The following is a 14,689-nucleotide window of genomic DNA, read 5'->3' on the forward strand; positions in this document are numbered from 1 at the left end:
TATTTTCACATTAACTCATAAATAACATTATTTTAAACTTTCGGGACTTTTTTTAACCAGTACCGTCTGAGCTGTAGATTAAAATGATGAATTCAAAGAACGTTATTCCCACCCTTTCCCTCGCGGCATTGTTAGTTTCCTCGGCACTTCATGCTGAAACGGCACCAGAAAAAACCGACGTCCTGTTAATCGGCGGCGGCATTATGAGCGCCTCAATGGGCACCATGCTGGAAGAGCTGCAGCCTGGCTGGAAACAGATCATGGTTGAGAAGCTGGATGGCGTGGCGCTGGAATCCTCTAACGGCTGGAATAATGCCGGTACCGGTCACTCTGCCAACATGGAGCTGAACTATACGCCTGAGCGTAAAGACGGTTCTATCGACGTCTCCAAAGCGCTGGAAATCAACGAAGCCTTTATGATTTCGCGTCAGTTCTGGAGTTCACAGATTAAAGAGGGCGTGATGCACGATCCACGCTCTTTCATCAACTCAACGCCACACATGAGCTTTGTCTGGGGCGACAACGTCGACTTCCTGACCAAACGCTATGCTGCGCTGCAGAAAACCGCGCTGTTCCAGGGCATGAAGTTCTCTACCGATCACAAGCAGATCGAGCAGTGGGCACCGCTGGTGATGGAAGGTCGTGATCCACAGCAGAAAGTGGCCGCTACCTGGACGCCAGTGGGCACCGACGTTAACTACGGTGAAATCACCCGTCAGTTGATCGGCAGCCTGAAGAAGAATGACAACTTCCGTCTGGAAACCTCGTCTGAAGTCACCGACTTCAAACGTAACGGCGACAACTCGTGGCACGTCACCATTAAAGACGCAAAAAACGGCAACGAACGTGCTGTTGACGCGAAATATGTCTTTATCGGTGCAGGCGGCGGCGCGCTGAAATTACTGCAGAAGACCGGCATTCCGGAAGCAGATAACTATGCAGGCTTCCCGGTCGGTGGTTCATTCCTCGTGACCGAAAACAGCGCGATTGCCGATCGTCACCTGGCGAAAGTCTACGGCCAGGCATCTACCGGTGCACCGCCGATGTCCGTGCCACACCTGGATACCCGTTATCTGGATGGCAAACGCGTCGTCCTGTTTGGGCCGTTTGCGACTTTCTCCACCAAGTTCCTGAAAAACGGTTCGCTGTTTGATCTGCTGAGCACTACCACCACCCATAACATCGTGCCGATGACCGATGTGGGTATGGATAACTTCGATCTGGTGAAATACCTGATTGGACAGGTCATGCTGAGTGATGAAGATCGCTTCAAAGCGCTGCAGGAATATTATCCGGACGCGAAGAAAGAGGACTGGAAACTGATTCAGGCCGGTCAGCGTGTGCAGATCATCAAGAAAGATGCTGACAAAGGTGGCGTGCTGAAACTGGGCACAGAAATTGTGACCGATCAGCAGAAAACTGTTGCAGCCCTGCTGGGTGCTTCTCCTGGTGCCTCAACCGCCGCGCCTATCTCCCTGAGCGTGATGCAGAAACTGTTCCCGGAAGAGTTTAAGTCACCGGAGTGGCAGGCCAAGATCCACAAGATGATCCCAGGCTACGGTCAGAAGCTGAATGACAACGTGCCGTTGCTGCAGCAGGTCTGGAATGAGACCGCAGCGACCCTGCAGCTGACCACACCTCCTGTGATCAACATGGATGGCAAAGCGACAGACGCACCGGCTGCACAGCCAGAGAAGGCTGCGCCTTCAGCGAAACACGACATGGCGCTGTAACCGCGACCTGACGTAAAAAAAGCCCGCACAGGTTAGCCTGTGCGGGCTTTTTTATTGCTGTTTTTCTGCGTTACTCCGGCGTGTTACCGCGCCAGTTGCCCCACGGATTTTCCGCCGGAGCCTGTTCTGCGTCGTCAGCCGGTTCTTCACGCGTTACGGGTTGCGCGTTTAACGAAGCGAGATAGAGCGCTTCGACTTCAGCCCGTGCCCAGGGCGTACGGCGTAAAAATTTCAGGCTCGATTTAACGCTGGGATCGCTTTTAAAGCAGTTAATGTTTATCCGTTTACCCAGCTCCGCCCAGCCATACTGAGCGACCAGACTGTTAATCTGCATTTCCAGCGTTACGCCGTGCAGAGGATCTTTTGAGGTGTGTGCGTTCATCGTCTATCCGCCTGATTCAGTCAATGCCGCACATCCTGACAATCGTAAAGCGGTTGTGCAAGGACTGAAGGTGAAAAAGCGCTCTGGCGGCGTGTCATCGCTGTTTTTATGTGCCTGGGTTAACGCGACGGGCAGAAGAGTGCGCAGGCATGCAGCGATTGTGCTAAGCATAAGCAACTGATGATGCACTGAAAAGGATCGCCTGCCATGAGGGTACCTGCCGATAATCTGCTCAGCTCCGCCAGCCGTAAACGTGCTCTGCTTGCCGGTTCGGTGGGGAATTTCATTGAATGGTATGAGTTTGCGGTTTATGGCTTTCTGGCCACCGTGATTGCACAGAACTTCTTCCGCCTGCAGGGGGAATCCGCGCTGACCGGGCTGCTGCTGACCTATGCGTCCTTCGCCGTCGCTTTTTTCTTCCGTCCGCTCGGCGCGATCATCTTTGGCCGGATGGGGGACCGCCTCGGGCGCAAACCCACGCTGATTTTTGTGCTCATCATGATGACGCTGGCGACGGCCGCTATCGGGCTGGTTCCCACTTACGCCCAGCTGGGCGTACTGGCACCGCTAATTGTGACCGGTCTGCGTATTCTGCAGGGACTGTTCGCCGGGGGCGAGTATGGCGGGGCAGTGTCACTGATGACTGAGTTTGCACCGCGCGGTAAGCGGGGCCTGTATGGCGCATGGCAATCCTTTACCGTGGCGCTGGGACTGCTGGCCGGTGCGGGCATGGTGGCGCTGCTCTCCGTGCTGCTGACGCCGGAGCAGATGCTGAGCTGGGGCTGGCGCATCCCGTTCTTTATCGCCCTGCCACTGGGCGCTCTGGCGCTCTGGCTGCGGGTGCAGATGGAGGAGACTCCGGCGTTTATACAGCAGCAGGCACAACCTGTGGCAAAAGTTGACGCCAGCCTGGGCGACACGCTGAAAACGATTCTGCTGGGTATCTGTCGTCTGATGGTGTGGTCGGCAGCGGGTTACACCTGGCTGGTCATTATGCCGACCTACCTGCAGGCGTCGCTGCACACCGGCTTTAATCAGGCGCTGTTGATTGCGGTGATATCAAACCTCGGTTTTGCCGCCACCATCATCCCGGCCGGGATGCTGAGCGACAGGATTGGCCGCCGCGCCGTTATGGTCTCAGCGGCGGTGCTGCTGCTGGTGCTCTCTCTGCCGCTGCTCAACGTGCTGCAGTCAGAGAGCAGTGGACTGCTGCTGAAAGCGCTGGTGGTGTTTATCGCGGGCGGGGTGGTCGGTTTGCTGGCCGGACCCGGCCCCGCGATGCTGGCCGAGATGTTTCCGACACGGGTTCGCTACACCGGGCTGGGTCTGGCCTATTCGCTCTCCAATGCGGTCTTCTCCGGCTGCGCCGGATTGATCATCACCGGGCTAATCAAAGAGACCGGTAATCCCGATATTCCCGCCTGGTATGTGATGGCGACGGCGCTTGTGAGTATCGTGGCACTGATGACGCTGAACAAAGATGACCATCTGCGGCTGCTGGATGAGCCGCCGTCGCGCTAAGCAGTGTATCTGACAGTCTGCGCAGGCAACCTGCAGCCATCCCTTAGCCGGAATGGGTTTTTTCAGGATGAAGAGAGGCTGAACACCTGATCGCGTTGATGAACTTTATGACCGTGCTTGTCGGCAATAATAATCACAGCCGCCATAATCAGGCCCAGAATAATAATAAAAAGTTTACGCAGGAGCATGAGCGATAATTTCCATGGTGTAAATGAATCCCGATCAACCGGAGCAGTCAGGCGGTTAATCAGGACGTTAATTAATCAGGTGAGAGATTATTGCTGAAAGGCGCGCTGTTTTTTTTGATCGAAAACCAGATTCCGCTGCTTATGCGGGAATAATAGTGCGGTGCGGATTTGAAAATAAACCTGCGCTAAACCAGGTGAATTCTTAAGTATGGATTTGGGTATGCTCAACGGACTGAAACGTCAGGCGCTGCGGGACTCTGGCGCATGCCGGGCGCTGTGCTGCGGCGGAAAACGTATTCCGTTGCGTGTAATAGTAGTCAGCTTCAGCCGGTCAGTGGCGAATATCGGGGCCGGCTTTTGTTTCCCTTAAAATAAGCACGTCAGTCGAGGCCAGGTAATTTATCCCGCCAGAAGGGCGCTTTCACCTTATCAGGAAGTTAACAGGCAAGATGAAAAACAAAAGGATGATAAGCTCAGCACGTTTGAGGTCGGTGACTCACTAATGACCTGCCTGATAGTGAAACAGAAGAGGCGCAGAATAAAAAAGGCGCCCTGAGGCGCCTTTTCGGGTGTGACTTAAGTTCCGTTACACCAGTTGCTGTGCCGTGGTTTCCACCAGCGTCAGCAGCACTTTGATATCTTCCAGCGTCACAGTCGGGTTCAGCAGCGTCATCTTCAGACAGGTCACGCCATCATGCTCGGTCACACCGACGTTAGCGCGGCCTGACTCCAGCAGGGCATCACCGATACGCTGGTTCAGCAGGGCGATATCCGCACTGCTCAGGTGAGCCAGATGCGCCGGACGATAGCGGAACAGCACGCTGGCCAGTTGCGGTTTCATGACCAGCTCCAGTGCAGGCTGCTCATCAACGTACTGTGCAACCTGCTGCGCCAGCGTCACACCGTGATCGATGATTTCGGCATACTGCTTCTGACCCAGCGCTTCCAGACCCATCCACAGTTTCAGTGCATCGAAACGGCGGGTGGTCTGCAGCGATTTGGAGACCAGATTCGGCACGCCCTGTGCTTCATCGAACTCTGAGTTCAGGTATGCCGCCTGGTAGCGCATCAGCTCATAGTGACGCGCTTCCTTCAGCAGGAATGCGCCACAGCTGATGGTCTGGAAGAACTGCTTGTGGAAGTCCAGAGTGATGGAGTCCACCAGCTCAATGCCATCCAGATAGTCACGATACTTCTCTGAGAGCAGCAGCGCGCCGCCCCAGGCCGCATCGACGTGCACCCAGATGTTCTCTTCCGCTGCCAGCGCCACGATTTCACGCAGGGGATCGATCGCACCGGCATCGGTGGTACCGGCCGTAGCAACAATCGCCAGAATGTTTTCGCCGTTGGCTTTGGAGGCGGCCAGCTTGTGGCGCAGGTCATCCATGTCCATGCGGGCAAAGCGGTCACATTTCACCTGGGTGACGGACTGATAGCCCAGACCCAGCAGCGCCATGTTCTTCTGTACGGAGAAGTGTGCGTTCTCTGAACAGAAGACTTTGATCTTCTTCAGATCGCCGGTTAAGCCATCCTGCTGAACAGAATGTCCCTGACGGGCAAACCAGGCGTCACGCGCCAGCATCAGACCCATCAGGTTGCTCTGGGTGCCGCCGCTGGTGAAGACACCCGCGTCGCCCGGCTGATAACCCACCTGGGTGCGCAGCCACTCGATCAGTTTCATCTCAATCAGGGTGGCAGACGGTGCCTGATCCCATGAATCCATGCTCTGGTTGGTGGCGTTGATCAGCACTTCCGCCGCCTGGCTGATAACCAGGCTCGGACAGTGCAGGTGCGCCACACACTGCGGGTGATGCACCGACAGGCTGTCTTTCAGGAAGTACTCAATGGCGCGTTCAATCGCGGCCTGGTTGCCCAGGCCCTGAGGATTGAAGTCCAGCTTGATGCGCTCGCGCAGCTCTGCGACGGTTTTTCCCTGATACATCTCAGGTTGTTCCAGCCACTTAACGACGGCCGCGCTACTCTGGGCAATCGCCTGCTGGTAGGCCTCGGTACTCTGTGCTGAGGCCGCCAGAATCGGGTTTAACCGGGACATTGCATTCACTCCACTCAAACTGGTTTCACGCCAGCTGACAGCAGGGCGTTTTCAAATTTATCCATGAACACGTCAAGTTCTGCATCCGTGATCAGCAGGGAAGGCAGCAGACGTAATACGCTGCCGTGACGTCCGCCACGCTCCAGAATCAGGCCGTTTTCGAAACACTTCTTCTGAACCAGAGCAGAGAGTTCGCCGTCAGCCGGGAAGCTGCCCATGTGGTCAGCAGGCTCGTCTGGTTTCACCAGCTCAATGCCGATCATCAGACCCAGACCACGCACGTTGCCAATGACCGGGTAGCGCTGCTGCAGCTCGCCCAGTTTGCCTTTCAGCCATTCGCCCTGTGCCGCCACTTTGTCAGCGATATTGTTGTCTTTCAGCAGTTTCAGCGTGGTCAGGCCGGTGGCCATTGCCAGCTGGTTACCACGGAAGGTGCCGGTGTGGTGACCCGGAGACCAGGCGTCGAACTCTTTCTTAATGCCCAGTACCGCCAGTGGCAGACCGCCGCCGACCGCTTTGGACATCACGATGATGTCTGGCTCGATACCCGCGTGCTCAAAGGCGAAGAATTTACCGGTACGGGCGATGCCCGCCTGGACTTCGTCGATGATCAGCAGAATGCCATGCTCTTTGGTCACTTTACGGATGCGCTGCAGCCATTCAGCCGGAGCCGGGTTAACACCGCCTTCGCCCTGAACCGCTTCCAGAATCACCGCTGCTGGCTTGCGAACGCCGCTTTCAACGTCGTTGATCAGGTTTTCGAAGTAATAGGTCAGCGCTTTCACGCCCGCTTCACCACCAATGCCCAGCGGGCAGCGGTAGAGGTGCGGATAAGGCATGAACTGCACTTCCGGCATCATACCGTCAACGGCTTCTTTCGGAGACAGGTTGCCGGTGACCGACAGCGCGCCGTGGGTCATACCGTGATAGGCACCCGAGAAGCTGATGATACCGGAACGGCCGGTGTGTTTTTTCGCCAGTTTCAGCGCCGCTTCAACGGCATCTGCACCGGACGGGCCGGTAAACTGCAGGCAGTACTCTTTGCCCTGGCCCGGTAATAAGGAGAGCAGGTACTCAGAGAACTCATCCTTTAACGGCGTCGTTAAATCAAGAGTATGTAACGGCAAGCCGCTGGTAATGACATGTTGAATACTCTGCAGAACATCGGGATGGTTATGTCCCAGTGCCAGCGTTCCTGCACCTGCAAGACAGTCGAGATACTGATTATTCTCGACGTCGGTGATCCAGACACCCTGAGCTTTCGCAATCGCGAATGGCAATTTGCGAGGATAACTGCGAACGTTTGATTCAAATTCAGCCTGACGGGCTAAATAGGTTTCGTTGGTTGCGTTTACGTTCTGTGCATTCAAACTATCAATACGGACTTTATCCGTCATCATATCTCTCCTACAACCGTGACGGGCGTAGCGTCACAGTTGAATAAATGAATTAAATGGGGGTCGGTGTATAAAGCGCGGCCAATATAGGGGTTTTTAAGGTCCGACTCAATGTTTAATTTTATCGGCAGATATCCGATTCTTTGCTATAGGAATCAATCATTTGGTGGGATTGTGACCGCATACATTATGACTGCTTCTGAAGCCGGTTGTTAATAAATGGCGTAAAAACACCAGCTTACCCGGCTTGAGATGCGCTAAGTCAATGATAATAATCTGTGTAAATAGCTGTTTCCGGCGAAAAACGCTATCAAAAAGCAGGCTTCTCAGACGTAAAAAGCATAAGTCTGTTTAACTGCCGAAGCAGCATTTATAGCCAGCAAAAAGTGCAGAGTAATTAAAATAATAAACCTTTCATTAACATTTAATTAATATATCGCCATTGCCGTACCGCTAATTACTTTCATAATCGGCGTTATGACAGCACAACATCAATAAACTGCGTTAAGTCCGTTAGCGCTTCACTGGCTTTCTTTTCTGACGGGTTGATGGTCAGCAGATCAGCATAGCCATTGAGCATGGCGCTAATCTGCCTGGCGGTGCGGGGCAGGTCACGGCAGCGCAGTGCGCCATCCGTGACGCCGTCACGAATAATACCCTCCACTAATGCCTGCCACGCCGCCGTCATCTCATCTGCCAGCACCGCATAGGTTTCGTTATGTGCAGCCGTCTGCCAGAACGAGGCATACAGTTGCCAGGTGGCATCCGGTGCGCTCGGCAGATGACTTTCGAACAGAGTAAGCAGCCGCTGGCGGGGCGTGAGCGTGGTCAGAGATTCAGCGAACGTTTCGAAATCGACCCGCATAAAGCGCTCCAGCGCCGCCAGGCAGAGCGTCTGCCAGTTGCTGAAATAGTGGTAGATATGACTGCGTGAAATGCCCACCGATTCGGTGAGTTCCCGCGTGGTTACTTTTTCGATCCCTTTCTCGATAAACAGCACGATCGCCGCATCCAGTATTTTGGTTCTCAGTGCTTCCGCTGACTCTTTCATCAATCTCCCGATTACGCTTACGTTGACTTTGAGCAATTGCTCAAATAGACTGCTTTTCATAATTGAGCAACCGCTCAAGAATAACTATATCAGAAACAGAAACTATGCCTTCCTCAAAAACGATCCTTCCTGTTGCGGCTCCCCGCAGCGCTATTCTGACATTAAAAATGCTCGGCCGTCGCCATAGCCGTAAGCTGTTCCTCACGCTGCTGCTGGTGGTGGCGGAGAATGTCATGTATCTCCTCTATCCGCTGCTGGCGGGCTTCGCGATTAATGCCATTATCTCCGGCAGAACCTGGCATGCGGTGCTCTATGCGGCGATGGTCTTTACCATGTGGGCCATCGGCGCGGCACGCCGCAGCGTCGATACCCGCACCTTTGCCCGTATCTATGCCGAACTGGCCGTGCCGGTGATCGTGGCGCAACGCAGCGAAAACCAGAGCGCGTCTACCATTGCCGCGCGGGTCGCCTTGTCACGGGAGTTTGTCGACTTTTTCGAGAAGCATCTGCCGGTGCTGATTACCTCGCTGGCGTCGATGACCGGTGCGGCGGTCATGCTGCTGGCTATCGAGTTCTGGACCGGCGCGGGCTGTCTGGCGATCCTCCTGTTCTTCGCCTGTTTCCTGCCGGGATTTACCCGCAAAAACGACGCGCTGTTTGGTCGTCTGAATAACCGGCTGGAGAAAGAGGTGAGCTTTGTCAGCAACGCGAACGCTTCATCACTTGGCCGTCACTATGGCGTGCTGGCCAGCCTGCGGATTCGCCTCTCCGATCGGGAAGCGTGCGGCTATCTGGCGATTGGTAGCGTGGCGGCTCTGCTGTTTGCCGTGACCATCGCGGTGATGTCCAGCCGTGGCGGCACCAATGCGGGTCACATCTATTCGGTGATGACCTATATGTGGATGTTTGCCATGAGCCTGGATGATGGCCCGCAGCTGCTGGAGAAATATTCACAGCTGAAAGACATCGGTCGCCGGGTGAATACCGGCACGCAGTGACTGGCCTGATTCCGCTTCTGCTTCGTCTGGATTCCGTTTCCGGCAGAGATAAATGACCGCCGCACTTTCTGGCGGTCATTCATCTTAAGCATGACGCCCGGTTTTAATAATCCAGTTCGCCCGGTCTGAAGGCTCTGAAGGCGTTATCAGACGGCGTATAGCCCAGCACCTCACGCGTCTGTGTCAGATCGAAGCGTTTAAAGCGGTTATCGGAAATGCCATAGCCGATAAAGAAGGAAATCTTCTCTGCCTCGACCGCGCCGGTCAGCAGTCTGACGGCATCATCCGGACTCAGCCAGGCGCTGTAATCCCGCGCATTGTGCTGACTGTTATCCAGTTCAGGCTCAAATGCCCCGATTCTCAGCGCCACGCTACTCAGACCATGCTGGCTGGCATAGAAAGCGCAGAGTGCTTCCCCATAACATTTGGTGACGCCATAGAGGTTCGCGGGAGAGACTGCCATGCCGGGATGGATCTGCACATCTTTCGGATAGCCCTCAATGGTCTGTGCACTACTGGCAAACACCAGACGACGACAGCGATGTTCCGCTGCTGCCTTGAGTAACCAGGTGGTGGAGAGAATATTGGCGGGCAGCAGATCCTCGAAACTGGCCTGTGCATCGGGAATACCGGCAAGGTGGATAATCGTATCGACAGGTTCTTCTGCCAGCAACGTCGCCGCCTGACCAGGTTGTGACAGGTCCGCCACGATAAAACGGTGCGGGGCAGGGATCGCGTAGTCCGGCTCGCGCAGATCGGTCAGGATAAAACGGTAGCGAGTCTGGCGGGCTGCGAAGAACGTCCGGCCGATTCGCCCGCTGGCACCGGTAAGAAGAATAACTCTGGTCGTCATCTGCTGATTCCTGTTCTGTATCCGGGTAAGTAAAGAAGCGCTAACCGATGAGTTAAGCAGACAGTCCTGACACAGGCGGGATGACCTTGCCGGATTGTGAGCTGACGCAGCCTGTTCCGCTCAATGGCTGCTCTGATGAAAGGCTGCGCGAGTCCGCCCTTAAGTGTGCGCCAGATCACAAAATTGATTGCTAAGCGCGTTCTTCCTTTTTATAGTCTGACCGCTTCATCCGGACGGGAACACGTTCTGCTTTCTCCCGCCCGGATCACTTCCGTTTTATCAGTTCAGGCCATTGGGAATCAATTTTGTTAAGAAAAAATCATAAAACCGACGATGCCGGTTTTGTCCGCTGGGCATTGCTGGCCCTTGCGCTGGGCGGTTTTGGCATCGGCACCGGTGAATTCATCATGATGGGCCTGCTGCCGGATGTGTCACGCTCTCTGGCAATTACCGAACCGCAGGCGGGCAACGCCATCGCCAGTTATGCGCTGGGCGTGGTGGTGGGTGCGCCGTTTATTGCGGTACTGGCGGCGCGGATGGCGCGTAAGTCACTGCTGCTGATCCTGATGGCGCTGTTCAGCATCGGGAATGTCGCCAGCGCGATGGCCGATAGCTATCACGGCCTGCTCGTGGCGCGCTTTCTGACCGGACTGCCGCATGGCGCCTATTTTGGTGTGGCGTCGCTGGTGGCGGCTTCACTGGTGCCGATTGAACGGCGTGGCCGTGCGCTGGCGTCACTGATGCTGGGACTGACGGTCGCGACGCTGATTGGCGTGCCATTGGGCTCCTGGATAGGACAGCTATTCAGCTGGCACGTGGTATTCACCTTTGTCGGCGCGATTGGTCTGCTGACCTGCCTGCTGATTGGCCGCTATGTGCCTTACACGCCGGGTGATGTCGATGCGCATCCGCTGCGCGAACTGGGCGCGCTGAAAAACCCACAGGTGCTGCTGACCCTGCTGGTGGGCGCGGTAGGCTTTGGCGGGATGTTTGCCATCTTCAGCTATATCGCACCAACGCTGATTAACATCGCGGGCATTGCTCCTTCGCTGATCCCATGGGCAATGGTGGCATTTGGGCTGGGGATGATCATCGGTAATCTGGTCGGTGGCCGTCTGGCTGATGGTTCGGTGCTGAATATCATTGGCTGGACGCTGTTATGGAATGTAATGGTGATGCTGGCCTTCCCGGTGCTGGTTCAGCATGTGGCAACCGGACTGCTGGCGACCTTCCTGATCGGCACCTGCTCGGTACTGCTGCCGTCGCTGCAGATTCGCCTGATGGATGTCGCCAATGACTCGCAGACGCTTGCGGCCGCGATGAACCATTCGGCGCTGAACATCGCCAATGCGATGGGTGCTTATCTGGGTGGCCTGACGGTGTCACTGGGCTATGGCTGGATCTCCACCGCCTGGGTCGGCGTTGCGCTAGGCGTGGCGGGTCTGATGGTGTTTGTGATGACGGCCCGCCATGCTGCCCGTCAGCAGACGCAGCTGGCCTGATACAATCAACGCGCAGCGATACCCTTATCGCTGCGCGTTATTCGTACAGCTTATCCGTATGATTTTTCAGCAACCCTTATCCCCAACGCTTTCTGCTCGCTGACCGTTCAGTGAAAATTATCATTCGGCCAGCCCGGAATTTTCAAAAGGCTAAGAAAATCAATAAAGGCGGTCCGGACGTCTGGATGTTAAAAGTAAATTAAAATAATGTTTGCTAAAGTCGGTAAGGTCTGGCTTAATAGCGTCATCGGTTTGGAACACAGACCTTATCAAAGCAGTTTTAGTAAAGCAGTCCTCAGTGCAAGCGATATCACAAGATACCCCTTATTCATGAGTCTCCTCCTAAAAGCCTGGTAAGTTACCTTCTGAAAGACAGGCCATCTTCGCCACTTAGTGGCTCATAAATTAAGGAATTATCGATGTCTAATAAAATGACTGGTTTAGTAAAATGGTTTGACGCTGGTAAAGGTTTCGGTTTTATCTCTCCTCAGGACGGCAGCAAAGATGTATTCGTACATTTCTCTGCAATCCAGAGCAACGATTATAAAACTCTGGACGAAGGCCAGCAGGTCGAATTCACTATTGAAAACGGCGCTAAAGGTCCTTCAGCGGCAAACGTAGTCCCTATGTAAGCCCTGGTTATCAATCATGCTTATAACCGCGATGACGGCACCAGCCTGAGCAGATAAGCCTGAAATTGATAATGAATAAAACCCGCCTTGTGCGGGTTTTTTGCGTTTGTGATTTGCGAAATGCTGGCGCATGTTTTGCCCGCAACACAGGTGTGCGCGGGCCAGTAAAACGCTAGCGCACGCTGGCGATCAGCCACTGCTGTAACTCTGTCAGTTCCGCCTGCTGCGCCGGGAAATCTGCAACCAGCTGATTCAGCACCGGCTCCAGTGCATCTGGCCGGTAAGTGACGTTCTGCATCCGCTGCGCCAGCGCTTCGAGCGGCGCGGGATTGAGGCTGTCGCTGAAAATCTGACAGCGGGTGATCACGCCGCGCTCCACATCGAAATGAATCTCCACGCCGCCCCAGACAAAGCGCTGGTCCAGCAGGTGCGAGAAGTCAGGAGCCTGACCAAAATTCCATTCCCAGCTACTCTGTTTTGCGAACTGCTCAGTGAATCCTGGCAGATCGGGCAGGGCTTCAGGCGAAATGATCTCCGGCTCACAACGCTCACCGAAATGATCAAAAAATGCGTCCGTCACGGCAGAGCAGATCGCCTGATAACTTATACCCGGCGTTAACTCCGCCAGATTGGTTACCCTGGCGCGCACCGAGGTAATCCCTTTGGCCTGCAATTTTTTTACATCAGGATTCAGGTAGTCTGCCAGCCGGGAAAGATCGGCATCGATCAGAATGGTGCCGTGATGAAAGCCGCGGTCCGGTGTTTCACGATACGCAGAGCCGGAGATTTTGCGCAGTCCCTCAGCGGTATTCACCACTAAATCGTTACGCCCGGACGCTTCGGCAGGGATACCCAGCGCGTTCAGCGCACGCAGGATAATGGCCGTCGAGACGCTTTTATCGTACTCCGGTTTACCGGCCATAAAGGTAAAACAGCAGTTGCCGAGGTCGTGAAATACCGCGCCACCGCCGCTGCTGCGACGCGCCAGCCGGATGCCATCTTCCGCCATGCGCCGCGTATTGCACTCTTTCCACGGATTCTGCGCCCGCCCGATCACCACCGTCTCCGCATTACGCCATAAAAACAGCACCCGCTGGGTGGCGGGCATCTGCCGGAAAATGCACTCTTCAACCGCCAGATTAAACCAGGGATCACTGGATTCAGATAACAGTAAACGCAGCGTGGACATCGGTAACTCCCGTTCCTTAAGAGATGCGGCCCATAGAGCAGGGCAGAAGGCTGAGTGTATCAGCCGGGGCACAGACCCACATGCCTGTTCATGCCGTGATGCGGCAACAAAAAAAGATAAAATGCCGTCAGCTGCCCGATCGCGGCAGATTGCCTTATCGCTTTATGCCAGTATGGATACTGAGCGTGCTGATTCCCCTGCGTATTTTCCCCATTGAGAGAACACAAACCGTATGAACGCGTCCGCTGGCATAGCGATGAAGATCACAGCTGCGTTGAGCACCACGCTGATGCTGGCCTGTGTAAAAGGACTGGATGGCGCAATTCCTGTTGGTGAAGTGATTTTTTTCCGCTCGCTGCTGGCACTGGTGCCGCTGCTCATCTGGCTGCGCTTTCAGGGCAGCGTGCTGGATGGTATCCGCACCCGCAACATTCGCGGGCATTTTGTGCGCGGACTGGCGGGCACCGGCGGTCTCTATTTCAGCTATCTGTCGCTCCTCTACATTTCCCTGACCGATGCCACCGCGATTAACTATGCCGCGCCGCTGTTTACCGTGCTGCTGGCGGCGCTGCTGCTGCGTGAAAAAGTCCGGCACCATCGCTGGGTTGCGGTCTTTACCGGTTTCAGCGGCATTCTGGTGATGTTCTCCGGGCACCTTTCGCTGACGCGGTCGGCGTCATTCTCGCTCTCCGCATCGGCGGGCATTCTGCTGGCGCTGATGGCAGCTTTCTGTACCGCCTGCGCACTGGTGCAAATCCGTTTTCTTAACGGCAAAGAGAAGCCGGGCGCTATCGCCTTCTGGTTTGCCGTCACCACGGCGTTAACGTCGCTGATCACCCTGCCAGGCGGGTGGAAAGTGCCGCACGGCAATCAGCTGGCATTGCTGGTGGGATGCGGACTGCTGGGCGGGATCACGCAGATTCTGATGACCCTGAGTCTGCGCTATGCCGAAGCCTCGCTGCTGGCGCCGTTCGACTACACCACTCTGATCTGGTCAGTCGCGGTGGGGTATCTGCTGCTCGGTAATCTGCCAACCTCCACCACGGTAATCGGTGCGGTTCTGGTCTTGATCGGCGGCCTCTATTCGGTGCTCTATGAGCGCTACCGCTTCCGGAAAGCGCGGGTAATGAATGCCACCAGCTGATCACAGGACCCGGTTTTGCGTTATCGCTGCCAGAATGATAACGCAG

The 14,689-nt window shown here is 55.2% G+C and carries 13 protein-coding genes; 6 read left to right on the forward strand and 7 right to left on the reverse strand.

Going from position 1 to position 14,689, the window contains the following annotated elements:
- The first annotated feature begins 83 nt into the window (after positions 1-83).
- Positions 84-1,733, forward strand: coding sequence for a malate dehydrogenase (quinone) (mqo, locus tag PU624_RS02720; protein ID WP_283544756.1), 1,650 nt, complete (start codon positions 84-86; stop codon positions 1,731-1,733).
- Between the two features lie 70 nt (positions 1,734-1,803).
- On the opposite strand, the gene PU624_RS02725 is transcribed toward mqo, so the two are convergent.
- On the reverse strand, positions 1,804-2,115 hold the full coding sequence (locus tag PU624_RS02725) for a VF530 family protein (RefSeq protein WP_283544757.1): 312 nt from the start codon (positions 2,113-2,115) through the stop codon (positions 1,804-1,806).
- A gap of 207 nt (positions 2,116-2,322) precedes the next feature.
- On the opposite strand from PU624_RS02725, the gene PU624_RS02730 reads away from it, so the two are divergent.
- A complete protein-coding gene (locus PU624_RS02730) occupies positions 2,323-3,636 on the forward strand; it encodes an MFS transporter (protein ID WP_283544758.1) in 1,314 nt (437 codons plus the stop codon).
- A 62-nt stretch (positions 3,637-3,698) separates the two neighbouring features.
- Here the strand turns inward: PU624_RS02730 and PU624_RS02735 are convergent, their stop codons facing one another.
- The 4 genes from PU624_RS02735 to PU624_RS02750 all read right to left on the reverse strand — a co-directional run bounded on the left by PU624_RS02735 (position 3,699) and on the right by PU624_RS02750 (position 8,325).
- A complete protein-coding gene (locus PU624_RS02735; protein ID WP_283544759.1) occupies positions 3,699-3,824 on the reverse strand; it encodes a hypothetical protein in 126 nt (41 codons plus the stop codon).
- Between the two features lie 586 nt (positions 3,825-4,410).
- A complete protein-coding gene (locus PU624_RS02740; RefSeq protein WP_283544760.1) occupies positions 4,411-5,877 on the reverse strand; it encodes a pyridoxal phosphate-dependent decarboxylase family protein in 1,467 nt (488 codons plus the stop codon).
- Positions 5,878-5,891: 14 nt separating this feature from the next.
- A complete protein-coding gene (locus tag PU624_RS02745; RefSeq protein ID WP_283544761.1) occupies positions 5,892-7,277 on the reverse strand; it encodes a diaminobutyrate--2-oxoglutarate transaminase in 1,386 nt (461 codons plus the stop codon).
- Positions 7,278-7,749: 472 nt separating this feature from the next.
- Positions 7,750-8,325: a TetR/AcrR family transcriptional regulator gene (locus PU624_RS02750; protein ID WP_283544762.1), complete on the reverse strand. Its 576-nt coding sequence runs from the start codon at positions 8,323-8,325 to the stop codon at positions 7,750-7,752.
- Positions 8,326-8,429: 104 nt separating this feature from the next.
- On the opposite strand from PU624_RS02750, the gene PU624_RS02755 reads away from it, so the two are divergent.
- Positions 8,430-9,323 carry an ABC transporter six-transmembrane domain-containing protein gene (locus PU624_RS02755; RefSeq protein WP_283544763.1) on the forward strand — a complete coding sequence of 298 codons (894 nt, stop codon included), beginning with the start codon at positions 8,430-8,432 and terminating at the stop codon, positions 9,321-9,323.
- Positions 9,324-9,426: 103 nt separating this feature from the next.
- Here the strand turns inward: PU624_RS02755 and PU624_RS02760 are convergent, their stop codons facing one another.
- Positions 9,427-10,176 (reverse strand): NAD-dependent epimerase/dehydratase family protein, encoded by a 750-nt coding sequence (locus PU624_RS02760; protein ID WP_283544764.1) that lies wholly within the window; start codon positions 10,174-10,176, stop codon positions 9,427-9,429.
- 305 nt (positions 10,177-10,481) lie between these two features.
- On the opposite strand from PU624_RS02760, the gene PU624_RS02765 reads away from it, so the two are divergent.
- Together PU624_RS02765 and cspE are read left to right on the forward strand one after the other, a co-directional pair.
- Positions 10,482-11,678: an MFS transporter gene (locus PU624_RS02765; RefSeq protein ID WP_283544765.1), complete on the forward strand. Its 1,197-nt coding sequence runs from the start codon at positions 10,482-10,484 to the stop codon at positions 11,676-11,678.
- Positions 11,679-12,097: 419 nt separating this feature from the next.
- Positions 12,098-12,310, forward strand: coding sequence for a transcription antiterminator/RNA stability regulator CspE (gene cspE, locus PU624_RS02770; protein WP_003855207.1), 213 nt, complete (start codon positions 12,098-12,100; stop codon positions 12,308-12,310).
- 172 nt (positions 12,311-12,482) lie between these two features.
- Here the strand turns inward: cspE and lplA are convergent, their stop codons facing one another.
- Positions 12,483-13,499, reverse strand: a complete 1,017-nt coding sequence (gene lplA, locus PU624_RS02775; protein ID WP_283544766.1) for a lipoate--protein ligase — start codon at positions 13,497-13,499, stop codon at positions 12,483-12,485.
- A 232-nt stretch (positions 13,500-13,731) separates the two neighbouring features.
- Between lplA and PU624_RS02780 the strand changes: the two genes are divergently transcribed.
- Positions 13,732-14,643 carry a DMT family transporter gene (locus tag PU624_RS02780; RefSeq protein ID WP_283544767.1) on the forward strand — a complete coding sequence of 304 codons (912 nt, stop codon included), beginning with the start codon at positions 13,732-13,734 and terminating at the stop codon, positions 14,641-14,643.
- Positions 14,644-14,689: the final 46 nt, after the last annotated feature.

The organism is Pantoea sp. Lij88, assembly GCF_030062155.1.
Taxonomy (GTDB): domain Bacteria; phylum Pseudomonadota; class Gammaproteobacteria; order Enterobacterales; family Enterobacteriaceae; genus Pantoea.